Here is a 17,490-nt window from a genome sequence, read left to right as displayed (position 1 = left end):
GTAAAATTTCATAGCTTAAAGTATAATGTAGTAAAGTTTAAATTATAAAGTTATTTGGAGGTTTATTATGAAATCATTATTTGATACAACCTATATAAATAATTTGAAACTAAAAAATAGATTTATGCGCTCTGCAACCCGGGAGAATATGGCCTCGGAAGATGGACATATTACTTCTGAATTACTTCAGCTTTATAAGAATCTGGCTTCAGGGGGAGTGGCACTCATAATAACTGGATGTACCGATATATTTGAGGATGAAAAGCCAAGGCGTAATATGTTGTCCATATATGATGATTGTTTTATAAAGGAATATAAAAAGTTAACGGATATAGTTCATGAAAATCATTCTGATATAGTTATGCAAATTGCTCAGAGGGATGGATATACAAGTTCAAAGGGACAGATGGATACTTCTGAATTTTCAGATAGGATTTCAAAAGAAAATATGAAAGATATAGCAAATGCTTTTGCAAATGCTGCTTACAGGGCCAGACAATGTGATTTTGACGGGGTAGAAATTCATGGAGCTGACGGATGCTTCCTTAGCAAAACTATAAGTACCATATATAATACTAGAACTGATGATTATGGCGGCAGCGTGGAAAATAGAGCTAAGTTTATATTTGAAGTATACAATAAAATGCGCAGCAAGGTGGGAAAGAACTTTAATATATTTATAAAGATAAACTCCTCTGAGGTGGAAGAAAAAAGGGTTGCTTTTGATGATTGGAATTATCTGTGCAGGCTATTGGATGAGGCTGGTATAGACGCTATAGAGATTAGCGGAAATATTAAAGATTTCAGGGATGAAGGAAAATCAGAGATTCTATTTAAAAAATATGCACAAAAAGTAGCGGAGGAAGTAAAATGCCCTGTGATCCTAGACGGGTTAAACAGGAGTGTGTTCAATATGAATGATATACTGAATAATACACATATAGAGTATTTTTCTATGTCAAGACCTTTTATATGCGAGCCCGATCTTATAAACAAATGGCTTAGCGGATCCACTACTAAATCCAGCTGCATTTCCTGCAGCAGGTGTATGACAGATAAGGGAATTAGATGTATAAATCATATATAAAATATAAATTAGAAAACTTACAATAATACTTGTTATTATTGTAAGTTTTTTATACTGTGATTTATCCTATGAGGTAAATAAATTTGGGTAAATATCTGAAAGTATGTTGCATTATTATTAATATATATGTATAATTATAAAATATATCAAGGTATTATTTTGTTATACTATATTGGATTATTATAAATTAGGGGGACGATAATGAAAAAGAAAATAGCAATCATGATTACAATTATTTTCAGCGTAGTATTATTCACAGCTTGTGGGCAGACTACTAAGAGCAATGCAAATTCAAATTTGCTGGATAAAATAAAAAAATCAGGTAAAATCACAATAGGGACTGAAGAAGGATATCCACCTATGGAATTCAGGGATGGCAGTGGTAAATTAGTAGGATTTGACGTGGATTTTTCCAATGAGGTGGCAAAAAGACTGGGAGTGAAGGCAGATTTCTTAGTTATGGATTTTAATGGACTCATATTGGCACTTGATTCAAATAAATTTGATGCAGCTATTGCGTCCATAAGTATAACGGATGAACGAAAAAAGAATACTGACTTTTCCATACCTTATATAAATGGAGGGCAGATTATTGCAGTAAAAAATGGAAGAGAAGATATAAAAGGAGTAGAAGATTTAAAGGGAAAGGTTATAGCTTGTGAGCTAGGTACCACCGGAGAAAAGGTGGCAAATGGAATAAAAGGTGTGAAGGAAACAAAAAAATACGACAAGATAACGGAAGCCTTCCAGGATATGTCCATAGGCAGGGTGGATGCTGCTATAATGGATGAACAGGTAGGCGGATATTATATCCAAAAGAAAAAAGGTGAATTTAAAATGGTACCAGGTGCCTTGAGCAAAGAACCCATGGGAGTAGCCTATAGAAAAGGTGACGATTCACTGAAAAAGGAAGTTGACAAGATCATAGGAGATATGAAAAAGGATGGAACGCTTTCAAAACTTTCAGTAAAGTGGTTTGGCTTTGATGCCTATAAAGATTGATTTTTAAGGAGGAGATATTTATGGTTGATTTAAAGGGAAAAAGTTTTTTAACATTAAAAGATTTTTCACAAGAGGAGATAAAATACCTGCTGGAACTTTCAAAAAAATTGAAGGAAGAGAAACATAGCGGAAAGGAAAAGAAGAGACTGCAGGGGAAAAATATTGCATTGATATTTGAGAAGGACTCTTTGAGAACAAGATGTTCATTTCAGGTGGGGGCTTATGACCAGGGTGCTACGGTGACTTATATAGGCCCTGCAGGAAGCCATATGGGTAAAAAAGAATCAGTAAAAGACACCGCCAGGGTAATGGGAAGAATGTTTGATGGAGTGGAATACAGAGGATTTTCACAAAAAAACATGGAGATATTTGCAGAGTATTCAAAAGTACCTTTATGGAATGGACTTTCAGATGAAGATCACCCCACTCAGGTTTTAGCAGATTTTTTAACTGTGGAAGAGCATGTGAATAAACCTCTGAAAGATGTAAATTTTATTTACATTGGTGATGGAAGGAATAACATGGCAAACGCCCTTATGATAGGGGCTGCAAAAATGGGAATGAATTTCAAGATTGCAGCTCCTCAGGAGTTGTTCCCAGATGATGAGCTAATTGGGCAGTGTAAAGAAATATCAAAGCAAAATGGAGGAAATATTACAATAAGTGATGATATATACAGCAGTGTAAAAGGGGCGGATGTTTTATATACTGATGTATGGCTTTCCATGGGGGAGGATAAAGCTTTATGGAAAAAGAGAATTGAGACTTTAATGCCATATCAGATAAACAGCAAGCTTATTGAATCCTGTAAAAATAAAAATGTGAAATTCATGCATTGTCTTCCAGCCTTTCATAATAGAGAGACGGATACTTCAGAAGATATATACAAGAAATTTGGATATGAAGCTTTGGAAGTGACGGAAGATGTATTTGAAGGTCAGCATTCCGTAGTATTTGATGAAGCAGAAAACAGATTGCACACTATAAAAGCAGTTATGGTAGCAACTCTATGCAGTAATATTTAGAAAGAAGGAATATTATGAATTCCATATTGTATTTAGAAGATGGAACTGTATTTATGGGAAAAGCCATGGGAAAACCAGGGATAACTACAGGAGAACTGGTTTTTAATACTTCAATGACAGGGTATCAGGAAATACTTACAGACCCATCCTATAGGGGACAGATAATAACCATGTGCTATCCTTATATCGGAAATTATGGTATCAATTATAATTTTAGCCAGTCTAATGAAATACAGGCTAAAGGTATTGTAATTAAAAATATGTATAATAATACATCACATTATTTAAGTGAAAATAGTTTTGAAAATTTTTTAAAAGAAAATAAAATTGTAGGAATAAGGGGTATAGATACAAGAAGTATAACCAAGAAAATAAGATCTGCTGGAACTATGCAATGTGTAATATGTGATGAAAACAGATCCATAAATGAAATAAAAGACATTTTGAATTCCCATGAAGATAAAAATCTGGTAGCGCAGGTGAGTACAAAATCCATAGTGCATATTAAGGGCAGTGGACCTAAAGTGGCATTTCTGGATTTTGGAACTAAAAATAACATTATTGAAAATTTAAAAATTAGGAATTGTGATATAACAATATTCCCATATAATTCTTCTTATGAAGCCATAATGAATATAAATCCAGATGGTATACTCCTGAGTAACGGCCCGGGAGATCCTAAAGATTTGGGAAACATTATGAACAACATAAAAAAATTAATAGGAACAGTACCTATATTTGGAATATGTCTTGGGCATCAACTTTTATCATTGGCTTTTGGTGGAGATACTTATAAAATGAAATTTGGGCATAGGGGTGGAAATCATGGCGTATATGATATAACTTTAGATAAAGCCTTTATAACCTCTCAAAATCATGGATATGCAGTTAAAAGGGAGAGCTTAAATGAGAGTGATATTGAAATAACCCATGTTAATTTAAATGACAACACTGTAGAGGGAATAAGGCATAAAAAGCTGCCTGTATTTTCAGTGCAATTTCATCCGGAGGCATCTCCAGGACCTACTGATTCGGAATATTTATTTGATAAATTTTTGCAATTGATGACTTTAGTATAAATAACAAGGAGAAGTGATATAATGCCGTTAAGAAAAAACTTGAAAAAAGTTTTGATAATAGGATCAGGCCCTATAATAATAGGTCAGGCTGCAGAATTTGACTACTCGGGGACACAGGCTTGTGAGTCCATAAAAAAGGAAGGTATAGAAACTGTACTTGTAAACAGTAATCCTGCTACCATAATGACTGATAAAAATATTGCGGACAAGACTTATATAGAACCTTTAACTGTTGAATCTCTTGAGGCAATAATAAAAAGAGAAAGACCGGATGGCGTTTTGGCTGGATTTGGAGGTCAAACTGCTTTAAATCTTGCAATGGATTTGAATAAGCTTGGAATATTTGCAAAATACGGAGTGGAACTTCTTGGAATAAAGACAGAGTCCATAAAAAATGCAGAGGATAGAGAAAGTTTTAAAAATTTAATGGGAGAAATAAATGAACCTATAGCAGTAGGTGATATTGCAACAAACTTAGAGGAATGTAAAAAATTCTTAAATAAAGTCAGCCTTCCAGTTATAATAAGACCAGCTTATACTTTAGGTGGAACCGGCGGAGGAATTGCAGAAACTTATGAAGAGTACATTGAAATATGTGAAAATGGATTGGAAGAAAGTCCTATAAACCAGATACTTTTAGAACAAAGTCTGGCTGGATGGAAAGAATTAGAATATGAGATTATGAGGGATAAAAAGGATAATTGCATGGTGGTCTGCAACATGGAAAATATAGATCCTGTTGGAATACATACTGGAGACAGTATAGTTGTAGCTCCATCACAGACCCTCAATGACAGAGAATATCAGATGCTCAGAAGATCCGCTGTAAAAATAATAAGAACTTTGAAAATAGAAGGTGGATGCAATATTCAATTTGCACTGGATCCTATCAGCAGCAGATATATGGTAATAGAAGTAAATCCTAGAGTGAGCAGATCAAGTGCTCTTGCTTCCAAGGCAGCAGGATATCCTATAGCAAAAATTGCAGCTAAAATTGCAATTGGGTATACCCTGGATGAACTTAGAAATTATGTTACTGGAAATTCCAGTGCATTGTTTGAACCCGCTCTGGATTATTGTGTAGTTAAAATGCCCAAATGGCCCTTTGATAAATTTAAAACCGCAAATAGGACTTTGAAAACTCAGATGAAGGCCACTGGAGAAGTAATGGCAATAGATAGAAGCTTTGAGAGTGCTCTCTTAAAAGCGGTTATAAGTCTTGAAGGTAAAATAATAGGACTTAAATTGGACAATCTTCAAGGTATGAATGCAGATGAAATAATTGAAAAACTGAATGAACAGGATGATGAAAGAATTTTTGCCGTAGCGGAAGGTCTTAGAAAGGGTATGAGCATAGAAAGGCTTCATGGAATAACTAAAATAGATGAATGGTTTTTAAGCGGTATAAAAAATATAATTGATATGGAAAATGAGCTTACAGAAAGTGTACCCAATGTGGAGACAATTCAAAAAGCAGAAATTATGGGATTTACAGACGAGTATATCTGCAAATTAATAGGAATGAAGCTTGAGGATCTGAAGAAATTGAGGGAGGTAAACAATATAAAATCTGTTTATAAGATGGTTGATACCTGCAGTGGTGAATTTGAAGCAAAAACATCTTATTATTATTCCTGTTATGATTTGGAAAGCGACAATGTTATTACAAATAACAAAAAGATATTAGTAATAGGTTCCGGGCCTATTAGAATAGGACAGGGGATAGAATTTGACTACTGTTGTGTAAATGGAGTATGGGCAATAAAAAAAGCAGGATACGAGGCCATTATAATAAACAACAACCCTGAAACTGTAAGCACTGATTTCGACATTTCTGATAAACTGTATTTTGATCCGCTTTATATAGATGATGTTATGAATGTTATAAATGAAGAAAAAGTAGATGGGGTTATAGTTCAATTTGGAGGTCAGACTGCCTTGAATTTATCACAAAAGCTAAATGACAGAGGGGTCAATTTACTTGGAACTTCTTTTGAATCCATAGATTTAGCAGAAGACAGGGAAAAATTCAGGGTACTTCTTAAAGAACTTGATATAAATTCACCTATAGGTGGATCTGTAACCAGTATGGAAGAAGCGGATGCACTTGTGGAGAAGATAGGTTACCCTGTTATTGTGAGGCCTTCCTATGTTATAGGAGGCAGGGCAATGAAAATTGTTTACAAGCATGAAGAACTGCGCAAATACTTAAAAGAAGCAGTTAACTTGTCAAAAGAACATCCCGTACTTGTAGATAAGTATTTGCTCGGGAAGGAAATAGAAGTAGATGCAATATCTGATGGGGAAGATTTGATAATTCCAGGAATAATGGAGCATATAGAAAGAACAGGTGTACATTCAGGAGACAGCATAGCAGTTTATCCTGCAAATGATTTACCTGAAGGCATATCTGAAATTATAGAGGATTATACTGTTAAAATAGCCAGAAAGCTTAATGTAAAAGGACTTTTAAATGTTCAATATGCCTATGATGGAGAAAAGGTATATGTGATAGAAGTAAATCCAAGAGCCTCAAGGACAGTGCCTATCTTAAGCAAGGTCACGGATATACCCATGGTTGAGATAGCTGTGAAAATCATGCTTGGTAAAAGGATAAAAGATTTTGGATATAAACAGGACATGTATAAGTATAGTAATATCTATGCAGTAAAAATGCCTATATTTTCAAATAAAAAACTGCCTGGGGTGGATGTGGCATTGGGACCTGAAATGAAATCCACAGGAGAAGTTCTAGGAGTGGATTTTGACAGAAATAAGGCAATATATAAGGCATTTAAGGCATCGGGAATTCATATGCTTAAAGGTGGAAATTTATATGCCTCAATCAGTGATATAGATAAGAAGAATTCAGTTGATATAATTAAAAAATATGAAAAACTGGATTTTAATATAACTGCTTCAAGAGGAACCTATAAATTTCTAAGTGAGAACGGAATAAAATGCAGTGAATTAAATATAGGTGATGCTTTGGAATATATAAAGCTAGGTAAAATAGATATGGTGATAAATATAGCTACCCAGGGTTATGACAGCACAAGAGAAGGCTTTAAGTTAAGGAATATGGCACTTGCACATGATAAAATTGTATTTACATGTCTTGATACGGCCAATGCCTATATTGAGACTGTCTTAATAGAAAAAAAAGGTGAAACCGTGGAATATAGAACGATGAATGAATATTTAAAAAAAAGAGTGAAATATAGAGAAACTGTTTCATGTAATTAAATAGAGATAAAGTTAAAATTATATTGATTGTGAAAGCTGGATATAGTTAATTTTTTGCAACCAATATAATTTTTATTTGCATCACTTTTAAGTCTTTCTGAGAGAAACAACTAGAGGGAACAGCTATGAGGTAAACTATTTGTCAGAAACAGTTTTATATTTTGGTGTATTTTTTAGTTTTTCATACATGAATTCTTCCAGTGCCTCATCTAGTTTCCCGCTTATCTCCAGAAGTTTGTCCGAATTTGTATTTTGGTGAATCAATAAATTAAGTTCCCTTTTCAATTTATAAATTTTTTCCCTTGACAAATTTAACACTCCAATTTATATTTTATATTTTAATGCCTGTCAAAACTTCTATTATTCATATAAATCTAGTATGCAAAAATAGTGATATATTTAATTCTACACAATAAATAAGCTATTTGCAAATAGTATTTAATTGCAGACAGCTTATTTATATAAAGATTTTTGTAAATAGAAACTGATAGATTAACAATAGTAATGAATTTTGGTAAGATATAAGTATCAATATAAATTGGAAAGCAGGGTGATTATATGAATTTTAAGGCTATATGGGAGGATCCAGGGGAATTAGATGAAAATTATCCAGCAATGGTGCAGGGAGTTGATTTTAACAGTAATGGATCTAAAATTATGGGAATAATGCATGTGGCACAGGGTATAGGCCCCCATAAAACAATAATTTTATTACATGGGTTTCCCGGATATGAACAAAACTTTGATATTGCTCATGTACTGCTGAGAAGTGGTTATAACGTATTGATATTCCACTATAGAGGCAGTTGGGGAAGCAAAGGAGATTATTCTATAAACCACGTATTGGAGGATGTAGAATCTTCAATTGATTTTTTGAAATCAAGGTTCTCCAGGGAGTGCTGTAGAGTTGATGACCAAAACATAATCTTAATTGGACACAGTTTGGGAGGGTTTAGTGCTCTTATGACTGCAGCAAATCATGCTGAAATAAAGTCAGCAGCATGCATTGCCGGATTTAACTTTGGACTATATGGAGAGAATATCTCGAAAAATGATTTTTTAATAGATTCAGCCATTAAGAAATGGGAAAAGGCAGTGATACCCCTTAATGGTATAACTGTACAGAATTTTATAAAAAGTATTATAGAAAACAAGTATAAATGGAACTTACTGAATATAGCAGAAAATTTAAAAAAACATTCCATATTAATGATTGGAGGGAAAAAAGATATAGTAGCACCTATAGATGAGCATTATCTGCCTCTTGTGAAGGCACTAAAAAAACAAAAAATTCATCTTAAAGAGGAAGTTTTGGATGGAGATCATTCTTTTACCAGCAAAAGAATAGCTCTTGCTAAGGAAATATTGATCTGGCTTCAATGCATAAACTGAATATATGTACATAAAATAAATCTAGAAATTCATTCAATAAGCTGTTCTGATATTATTGATAATTTCTTCTAAAATTCAGGTACGAAAAACATTTCTTATGTGTAAATTCCACCTGGACTCAAGAATAACTTGATGAAGTTGGAGTGTGATTCAGTTTATGAAAAAAAATGTGATTATACTGGCTGTACTTTTTTGTATATGTATTGATATACCTGGAAAAGCTGCTTCAAAGGACTATGATATTGTAACAAAACAGGATATTTTATGCCTTATGATGGCCTATCCGGAGTATATTGCAGATGTGGAAAAAGATAAAAGCGGCAGTGTATATATAATTATGAATTCTGGTAAAAAAATTTTGTATGATGATAAAAAGGAAAAAAATTTTGAAGAAAAATTTCAAAATACAGATTTACAGGATATGATGGAGCAACCTTATCCGTTGAAAGCTATAGACGGAGCTGTAGAAAAAAATTTTGATCCTGGAAGGTTACGGGTTTATTCTCTATTAAAAGATATTTATGGCAGCAATAAAGGTTCTGTGGAATCAAATCTTAAGATGACCAGCCTTGGATATAAGAGACTTCAATTTAATGGCAATAATGGAGCTTCAGGATCTCTTGAAAATGCAATGAAAGAACTTATGCCTCTTGCACAAGAAAGATCAGATATTTCAAGATGTCTGTTTCCCAGCAGCGGTACCTTCAACTACAGATGTATTTCAGGAACAGGCTTATTAAGTCCCCACTCCTTTGGAATAGCTATTGATCTGGCCAGAGACAGAAGGGATTATTGGAAGTGGGTATCTAAAGAAGAAGGCAGTGTTAGAATAAGAGAATATCCGAGAGAAATTGTAGAAATATTTGAAAAAAATAATTTCGTGTGGGGTGGTAAATGGAGTCATTTTGACACATTGCATTTTGAATACAGACCGGAGATAATTCTAAAAGCCAGATATTTTGGAGATAAAAGCAAAAATAAGAGTTATTGGTATGAAGGTGCCCCCTATAAAGATAAGCTGGTAAAAAGCTACGTTGAAAAAATTGATGGAAAATTGTAATGAGGGATTTGTAATAAATATGAAATTTTTATTAAAATTTACAGGCTCATTATTATTGCAATTGGGTACAATAAGTGTACAAATTATATAAATTTTAATCCATTATTAAATTGTATGAGGAGTATGACTTATGAAACATTCAATAGTAGAAAGAGTTTTGAAAATCATAATGGCAATTTTAGTTGTATTTCTTACATGTCCTTTTGAAAATATACAGGGAAAAGAAATTGATGAAAAAGATGAGATTATAAATTCCACAAAAAAAATATTTAGGGATAGAAATGAAGCTATATTAAATGGGAATTTAAAGCTTATAGAGTCCAGTTATGATAAAAATACAACATATGGTACATGGGCCTATGAACACGAAGAAAAGAAGATGAAATATCTAAAAAATTGGGAGGAAAAACAAGGGGTGAAATTTACTGAAATTATTCCCAATATAGTAATTAAGAGAGTGAGAAAAAAGGATGATAGATTTTCTGTAAATTTAATATGTTCAACAGAATACAGGTATATATACGAAGGTGCACCGAAAGCCGTAAACAGCTGCCGAATTGGAACCTCTCATGTAATAAATATTGCGAAAAAAGATAGCAGGTGGATTATTACAAAAGAGTGGTATAAGGATCCCTTTGCAGATTCTCTGAATTTGGAGAATTTAAAGGGTGATTCAGTAAAACAGTATATATTGTCTCAGAGTAAAAGAGATTTTTCCAATATAACTGACAGGAGAAAATCCTCCATGGAGTATTCAGGTAGATATTGTGGCATAGCCTCGGAAGAGCAATATGGATATACTTATAATAAGAAATATAGAAATTATAACTCCCAGGGAGGAGATTGTGCCAATTTTGCATCTCAAGTATTACATGAAGGCGGAAGGTTTAAAAAAAATTCTATGTGGAATTATGACAGATCAGGAGCTACAAGTTCCTGGTTAAATGCAGATGGTTTTAAAAACTATATGATATACAGCGGAAGAGCATCCGTTATTGCACATGGAAGTTATGAAAAAGTATATAAGGCTTCCTATAAACTTCTTCCCGGGGATTTTATAGCTTATGAAAAAAAAGGGGATATTACCCATATTTCAGTGGTAACAGATGCAGATTCTAAAGGATATTCCCTGGTGAGCTGCCATAATACAGACAGAAACAGGGTTCCGTGGGATTTGGGATGGAGTGATAAAAATATAAAATTTTGGCTGGTACATGTAAATTATTAAGAATATAAAATAAAATTATCATGATTGAAAATCATGATAATTTTATTTGCATTATAAAGCTGAAGTATCTTTAGAAAGCTTGTTCAGCACATTTTCTATATCTTTTTGAGCATTCTCCATGGCTTTGGCACCACCAACAGAAGATTGATCCGTACCTTCTACCAGTATATGTTCAAATTTATTTATACCCAGAAATTTAAATACATCTCTAAAATAATCAACCGCATGATTAAATTTGGAATTGAATATTTTAGGGTAAACTGCTCCGCAGGATTGGATATAAACCATGTCTCGTATTTTGTCATCTAAAAGTCCAATTATGTCTTCTTGAGATGTTTTGATGATTTTGTCATTTACCATAATACAGTCCAGATATGACTTAAGCCTTGAGGGATAGCTTAAAGTCCACATTGGAGCTGCAATTACGTAGGTATCTGCACTTAAGAATTGATGGCAGAGTGTGTTAATTCTGTCCACTGATTTCTTATCTTCCTCCGATAAGTTATTGTAATCAGCTCCGGAAGCCAATTGTCCTCTGCCTTTAAATATCCTGTGATTTATTTCGGGAATGTTTTCCGCATATAAATTTAATTCTTCTACAGTATAGTTCTTACTTTTAGATATAAAATTATTTATAAAACGTCTTCCCACGGTTTTACTGATGGACGTTTCTTCAGGTTTTGTGTTTGCAGTAATATATAATAGCTTTTTCAATTTTTATACCTCCTTATGAGAATATTGAATTATATTCTATTAATTATTTTTAGCTTATAATCTTAATTTATGCTATTGATCAAAAGTATAAATTCAGTTTGGCTTGAAACTTTTAATGTATAAATTAATAAAAGAAGGATATGCTACAGTAAGAATATATTTTACTATACAAAAAAGAAAGATATGATGGAATTAGGAGGAAATACATATTGTTTAAATTGACTAAAACCCAAAAGCTGACAGGAAATATATATGTAGTTAGAACGTTAATTTCTAATTTTTTTATGTATTCTGACTGTGAAACTACTATCTGCTTTAACACAGGACTTATGCCCTCTGTCATAAATAGAGAGCTGAAAAAAATAAATATTCATCCTCAATCTGTTTCCGGGATATTTTTAACTTACCCTAATTTTTATCATACCGGGGGCATTAAATTATTTAAAAATGCAAATATCTATTTTTCAGCAGATATATCTATAAATAAATTTTCCAACAGACCCTTTTATATTGAAGATACCACAAATATAAAGTGTGAGAAACTTCATGACGGAGATGAAATTAATATGGGAAAGATAAAAATAAAATCTATTGTGTTTCCAGGACATAAAAAAGGAGTTATTTCTTATATAGTAAACGATAGTATTTTATTTGTATAAAATGGTGTTAAAGACAGATATTGATTGATTTAAATAAAAAATAAGCTGTTAGGTTCCTATATTTTAAATAGAAGAGAATTAAAACCAATTTGTGGACAAACAGTGTAAAACAAATTGCATGTATTGACAATAATATATCATTAGTGTATTATCATATTATGACACAAGCTCAATCATTCTTACATGGAGGTGATAAAATGGATGCTGAATTTGATCCTAATATACCAATATACATTCAAATAATGAATATTATAAAGAGAAGAATAGTAACTGAAGAATTGAAACCCGGAGACAAACTATCTTCTGTAAGGGAAATGTCTGCAAAACTTAAAGTGAATCCAAATACTGTTCAGAGGACTTATAAAGAATTGGAAAGGCAGGGTATTACCTATAAACAAAGAGGCATGGGCACCTTTGTAAAGGAGGATATATCTGTAATAAGGGAATTAAAGAAAGAAATGGCACAATATATCATAGGTAATTTTATAGAAGGCATGACAGACTTGGGGTTTTCCCCGGAAGAGATAGTTAAAATCGTAAGAGAAAAAATACAGGAGGATATATAAAAATGGAAACAATACTAAAATGTACTGATTTGAAAAAATCTTATTTTAGAAAAACTGCTTTAAATGGAGTCAATTTAGAAATTAAAAAGGGTAAGATAACAGGACTTTTAGGACCAAATGGAAGTGGTAAAACTACATTTTTAAAAATTGTGGCAGGAATATTGAGGCCAAGTTCTGGAGAAATATTTATAAATGGGAATAGACCGGGAATAAAGACAAAAGCCCAGGTTTCATATTTGCCTGACAGGGATTATCTTTATAAATGGATGAGAATAGAGGATGCCATAGCTTTTTTTAAAGATATGTATGAAGATTTTGATGGAAAAAAGGCGCAGGAGCTTTTGAAGTTCATGGAATTGAATGAGGATAGCAAGGTTAAGGAATTGTCAAAGGGTATGAGTGAAAAATTGTATCTTACGTTGGTGCTGTCAAGAAAGGCACAACTTTATGTACTGGATGAGCCTTTAGGAGGAGTAGATCCTACAACCAGGGAAAAGATATTGGATGCCATACTTGAAAATTATACAGAAGACAGTTCCATACTTATAACTACACATTTAGTAAGTGATATTGAAAGATTGTTTGATGATGTGGCCTTTATATCCGAAGGTAAAATAATATTGTTTGGCAACGCTGAGAAACTTAGGGCGGAGAAGAAAATGTCCATGGATGAAATATATCGTGAGGTGTTTAAATAATGTTTAAATTTATAAAATATGATCTCCAAGGCTGTTTTAAAGATTTCATAATAATAATTTGTACTATAATAATTTTAAATATATTGCTGCTTACCAGAATAAATGTATGGGATCCACAAATTATAGTTTTCTTGAATCTTGCCATAAACTTTGCAGCAGGTATAGTGATTATACTATGGAATATAAGGCTGTTCAGCAGGGATATATATGAGGATACCGCATATCTTGTCTTTACTACACCTAAAAGCGGCGGGAATATATTGATGAATAAGATTATTACAGCTATTTTGCAAAGTTTGATAGCATCATTGGTTTTACTGGCATTTACAGCTATTTTAATCCAAATGCTGAAGCTGACCCAGGGATTTGTATTTACAGGAATATCTTTCAGGCAGGTTTTTAGTACCTTAACTCCACAATTTATAGTATATTGCATATTGGTGCTATTTGTAGTATATGTTTCATTTTTACTTACTGTATATTTATCTCTCACATTGGGCAGAGTTGCCATTAAAAATAGAAAATTAGGAAAGATGGGTACGTTTGTTATATTTATAGTACTATGTCTGGCACAAAGCAAAATAGAAGATGTATTTTCCGATATATTCCCTCAAAGCTTTACGTTGAGAATATTTAACAGCGGTAATGAAGGATCCTGGATAAAGATGGGGAATACTCTTGCTAACTCCAATAATGTTTTTTCCTCAGGAGCCAATCTTAATATATCTTTGATTATTATATCTATAATTTTAATGATAGCAATGTTTTATGCTACAGCCTATCTTATAGAAAACAAGCTGGATTTATAATTTAAACTATTAACAATAATTTAAATTTTATAAATATTAGAGGATTTAATTAAAATTGGGAGAATATAAATTATAGAGAGGGGTTGTGATGTATTATGGGAAAAATACATGTTTCAAAATCAGAAATAATAAAAGACAAAACTAATAAACTTGAAAAAGTATTTGCTGATTTAAAAGAAGATTTCAGTCTGGAAGGATTTGTAGAAATATTTAAGGAAAATTATCCTGAAGATTGGGATAGAATAGTAAAACGTTATAACCAACATAAGAAATTGAGGAAAAAGGGAAAAAGTTATCCAATGCCTGAACCCGATATATATCTTGAAAATATTTACAACAACTATCTCGGTAAAAAAAATTAATGACCTAAAATATTAGAAGGGGTTATCTAAAAAAAGATAACCCTTTCTAAATAACTTTTACAGCAGTGCTGTACAAATTATATTATTTTCTATATCATATTAATGTAAATTAATAATTAATCTGTGAAATACAGATTATAGAAGGTATATAGTAATAGTAAATGAATATATCAATGTGAATATATAAAGTTTATATTAAAATAATATATTTAGGAGATATGCGTAATGAATAAAACTATTCTGATGGCAGATGATGAACAGAGAATGAGAATTCTCATAGAGGCATATTTAAAAAAAGAGGGATTAAATGTTATTTTAGCAGGAGATGGAAAAGAGGCACTTAGACAATTTAAAGAAAACCATATAGATTTAGTGGTACTGGATATAATGATGCCTATAATGGATGGATGGACAGTATGTAAAGAACTTAGAAAGATTTCAAATGTTCCAATAATTATGCTTACTGCCAGAGCTGAAGATGAAGATCAACTTTTAGGGTTTCAGCTGGGAACAGATAGTTATGTAACCAAACCTATAAGCCCTAAAATTTTAGTAGCTAAAATAAAAGCTCTTTTAAGAAGAACCTATGATGACGAAAATGATTCTATAAAAGAAAATATTTATGATGGTATTTTTATAAATGAAGAAGGCCATGAGGTGAAAATAGATGGTGAAATTGTATATCTTTCTCCAAAGGAATTTGAGTTATTATGTTATTTGATAAAAAATAAAAATATAGTTTTAAGCAGAGAAAAAATTTTGGACTCTATATGGGGAATGGACTATTATGGAGATCTTAGAACAGTGGATACTCATGTTAAAAGATTGAGAGAAAAATTGGGAGTTAAATCCTATTTAATAGCTACGGTTAGGGGAATTGGTTATAAATTTGAGGTAAAAAACAATGAAAATAAGAAATATTTTCTGGGAAAATAGATTTATAGTAAAAATAAGAAAAAACATAACTTGGAAATTATTTGTAATAACTGCACTGGTATTTATAATTTTTATAAGCAGTACTTTGATTTTTCAATCACTATTTTTTGGCAAATTCTATATAAATAGAAAAGAAAGAAATCTACAGGATGAAACTCAAAAGTTTAAGATAGCTTATAATAAAGCAAAGGACGAAAATGAAGTAATAGATCTTATCAGAAAATTTGAAGAAGATAATAATGCCAAACTGGTTATAATGGATAAGGGTGGTAAAATAAAATTTATAACAAAATTGAACAGCGAAAATTATGATGCGGTTAGAATAAAAATCATAAATGATATTATAATAAGATGGACTGAGGATTCTGATTTATTTAATGAAATGAAAAAATATAATAAGTCTATAACTGTGATTACGAACAGGGAAATCAATGGAACAAAAAATATTCTTACAGCTATTCCAAATAACAGAAAGGAAGAAATAATATTTTCGGTAACTTCCCTTCAGCCGGTGGACGAAGCATCTTCTGTAATAAAAGAATTTTATTTTTATTTTTATATAGGTGCAGTAGTATTGATTCTAATACTTTCTCTCATATATACAAATATGGTGTCAAAACCTCTAGTCAAGCTAAATGATACTGCAAAAAAGATGGCATCACTTGATTTTTCCGAAAAATGCAATATTAAAAATGAAGATGAAATAGGAAATTTGGCAAATACTTTGAATTTTTTATCTCGTAATCTAGATAAAGCTTTAACTTCTCTTAAAACAGCCAATATAAAATTGGAGAAGGATATAGAGAGGGAAAGAAAGATAGAAAAAGTTAGAAAAGAATTTGTAGCCTCCATTTCACATGAACTTAAAACTCCTATAAATCTAATAGAAGGTTATGCAGAGGGCTTGAAGGATAATATATTTAAAGCTGATGAAAAAGATGATTATATTGATATTATAATAGATGAGAGCAACAAGATGGCAAATTTAGTAGCAGATATGTTAAATTTATCCCATCTCGAATCTGGAGTATTTAAACTGGATAAGGAAGAATTCTTCATAGACGAGCTTATAAGCTCTGTATGCAAAAAATTTTTTAAAGTTATAAAGGATAAAAATGTAACGGTTCATTTCAATATGATTAAGCAGATTAAAGTAAATGCCGATTGGAACAGAATGGAACAAGTTATAGATAATTTTACTACTAATGCTATAAAGAATACAGAAAAAGGCGGCAGTATAAGCTTTTCAATAATAGACAGTGGAAACAGGGCTATTGTATCTGTAGAGAATACTGGGAATAATATACCAGATGAAGATATAAATAAAATTTGGGATAATTTCTATAAGGTGGATAAGTCAAGAAACAGGGAATTGGGAGGTACCGGTATCGGTCTTGCTATAGTCAAGAACATATTGGAGTTGCATGGGTATGAGTATGGTGTTAAAAATACAGATAATGGGGTTGAATTTTATTTCATAATTGTTAAAGTATAAAATTTTATGAATATAAAGCTGACAGGTTTATTAACAATAGGTTATGGGTTTATTAACAAATTATTAATAAACTTGTCATGTAAGTGTCACTTAAATGATGTAAAATTCACCTTGAAAGTTTAAAATAGCTAC

At 31.9% G+C, this 17,490-nt stretch carries 17 protein-coding genes; 15 read left to right on the top strand and 2 right to left on the bottom strand.

Annotated features, from left to right (window positions below):
* The first annotated feature begins 67 nt into the window (after positions 1 to 67).
* From ACYUJ6_RS11155 to carB, 5 genes are all read left to right on the top strand, one after another.
* Positions 68 to 1,087: an NADH:flavin oxidoreductase gene (locus ACYUJ6_RS11155; protein ID WP_461842858.1), complete on the top strand. Its 1,020-nt coding sequence runs from the start codon at positions 68 to 70 to the stop codon at positions 1,085 to 1,087.
* Positions 1,088 to 1,288: 201 nt separating this feature from the next.
* Positions 1,289 to 2,089 (top strand): ABC transporter substrate-binding protein, encoded by an 801-nt coding sequence (locus ACYUJ6_RS11150; protein WP_461842857.1) that lies wholly within the window; start codon positions 1,289 to 1,291, stop codon positions 2,087 to 2,089.
* A gap of 20 nt (positions 2,090 to 2,109) precedes the next feature.
* On the top strand, positions 2,110 to 3,114 hold the full coding sequence (gene argF / locus ACYUJ6_RS11145) for an ornithine carbamoyltransferase (protein ID WP_461842856.1): 1,005 nt from the start codon (positions 2,110 to 2,112) through the stop codon (positions 3,112 to 3,114).
* A gap of 14 nt (positions 3,115 to 3,128) precedes the next feature.
* A complete protein-coding gene (gene carA, locus ACYUJ6_RS11140) occupies positions 3,129 to 4,193 on the top strand; it encodes a glutamine-hydrolyzing carbamoyl-phosphate synthase small subunit (RefSeq protein ID WP_461842855.1) in 1,065 nt (354 codons plus the stop codon).
* Positions 4,194 to 4,214: 21 nt separating this feature from the next.
* Complete coding sequence (carB, locus tag ACYUJ6_RS11135) at positions 4,215 to 7,439, top strand: carbamoyl-phosphate synthase (glutamine-hydrolyzing) large subunit (RefSeq protein ID WP_461842854.1); 3,225 nt, start codon at positions 4,215 to 4,217, stop codon at positions 7,437 to 7,439.
* Positions 7,440 to 7,574: 135 nt separating this feature from the next.
* Here the strand turns inward: carB and ACYUJ6_RS11130 are convergent, their stop codons facing one another.
* Positions 7,575 to 7,748 carry a Spo0E family sporulation regulatory protein-aspartic acid phosphatase gene (locus ACYUJ6_RS11130; protein ID WP_461842853.1) on the bottom strand — a complete coding sequence of 58 codons (174 nt, stop codon included), beginning with the start codon at positions 7,746 to 7,748 and terminating at the stop codon, positions 7,575 to 7,577.
* Between the two features lie 249 nt (positions 7,749 to 7,997).
* Between ACYUJ6_RS11130 and ACYUJ6_RS11125 the strand changes: the two genes are divergently transcribed.
* From ACYUJ6_RS11125 to ACYUJ6_RS11115, 3 genes are all read left to right on the top strand, one after another.
* A complete protein-coding gene (locus tag ACYUJ6_RS11125) occupies positions 7,998 to 8,831 on the top strand; it encodes an alpha/beta hydrolase family protein (protein WP_461842852.1) in 834 nt (277 codons plus the stop codon).
* A gap of 157 nt (positions 8,832 to 8,988) precedes the next feature.
* On the top strand, positions 8,989 to 9,891 hold the full coding sequence (locus ACYUJ6_RS11120; protein ID WP_461842851.1) for a M15 family metallopeptidase: 903 nt from the start codon (positions 8,989 to 8,991) through the stop codon (positions 9,889 to 9,891).
* Positions 9,892 to 10,021: 130 nt separating this feature from the next.
* Positions 10,022 to 11,119, top strand: a complete 1,098-nt coding sequence (locus tag ACYUJ6_RS11115; protein WP_461842850.1) for an amidase domain-containing protein — start codon at positions 10,022 to 10,024, stop codon at positions 11,117 to 11,119.
* A gap of 51 nt (positions 11,120 to 11,170) precedes the next feature.
* Here ACYUJ6_RS11115 and ACYUJ6_RS11110 read toward each other — a convergent pair whose 3' ends face one another.
* Positions 11,171 to 11,833, bottom strand: coding sequence for an FMN-dependent NADH-azoreductase (locus ACYUJ6_RS11110; protein ID WP_461842849.1), 663 nt, complete (start codon positions 11,831 to 11,833; stop codon positions 11,171 to 11,173).
* Between the two features lie 209 nt (positions 11,834 to 12,042).
* On the opposite strand from ACYUJ6_RS11110, the gene ACYUJ6_RS11105 reads away from it, so the two are divergent.
* The 7 genes from ACYUJ6_RS11105 (at position 12,043) to ACYUJ6_RS11075 (ending at position 17,358) form a co-directional block, all read left to right on the top strand.
* Entirely contained in the window at positions 12,043 to 12,492 is a 450-nt protein-coding gene (locus ACYUJ6_RS11105) for an MBL fold metallo-hydrolase (protein ID WP_461842848.1), read from the top strand.
* 197 nt (positions 12,493 to 12,689) lie between these two features.
* Positions 12,690 to 13,058: a GntR family transcriptional regulator gene (locus ACYUJ6_RS11100; protein WP_461842847.1), complete on the top strand. Its 369-nt coding sequence runs from the start codon at positions 12,690 to 12,692 to the stop codon at positions 13,056 to 13,058.
* Between the two features lie 2 nt (positions 13,059 to 13,060).
* Positions 13,061 to 13,756, top strand: coding sequence for an ABC transporter ATP-binding protein (locus ACYUJ6_RS11095; protein ID WP_461842846.1), 696 nt, complete (start codon positions 13,061 to 13,063; stop codon positions 13,754 to 13,756).
* On the top strand, positions 13,756 to 14,565 hold the full coding sequence (locus ACYUJ6_RS11090; RefSeq protein WP_461842845.1) for a hypothetical protein: 810 nt from the start codon (positions 13,756 to 13,758) through the stop codon (positions 14,563 to 14,565). Before ACYUJ6_RS11095 ends, ACYUJ6_RS11090 begins: the two co-directional genes overlap by 1 nt.
* Positions 14,566 to 14,660: 95 nt before the next feature.
* On the top strand, positions 14,661 to 14,927 hold the full coding sequence (locus ACYUJ6_RS11085; protein WP_461842844.1) for a hypothetical protein: 267 nt from the start codon (positions 14,661 to 14,663) through the stop codon (positions 14,925 to 14,927).
* A 225-nt stretch (positions 14,928 to 15,152) separates the two neighbouring features.
* Positions 15,153 to 15,863 carry a response regulator transcription factor gene (locus tag ACYUJ6_RS11080; protein WP_461842843.1) on the top strand — a complete coding sequence of 237 codons (711 nt, stop codon included), beginning with the start codon at positions 15,153 to 15,155 and terminating at the stop codon, positions 15,861 to 15,863.
* Positions 15,832 to 17,358 carry a HAMP domain-containing sensor histidine kinase gene (locus ACYUJ6_RS11075; protein WP_461842842.1) on the top strand — a complete coding sequence of 509 codons (1,527 nt, stop codon included), beginning with the start codon at positions 15,832 to 15,834 and terminating at the stop codon, positions 17,356 to 17,358. The genes ACYUJ6_RS11080 and ACYUJ6_RS11075 overlap by 32 nt, the downstream gene beginning before the upstream one ends.
* Positions 17,359 to 17,490 lie beyond the last annotated feature (132 nt).

It is taken from the genome of Clostridium sp. JNZ X4-2, assembly GCF_054889485.1.
The sequence above is the reverse complement of the archived record's forward strand: the minus strand, read 5'-3'. Positions and strand labels throughout refer to the sequence as shown.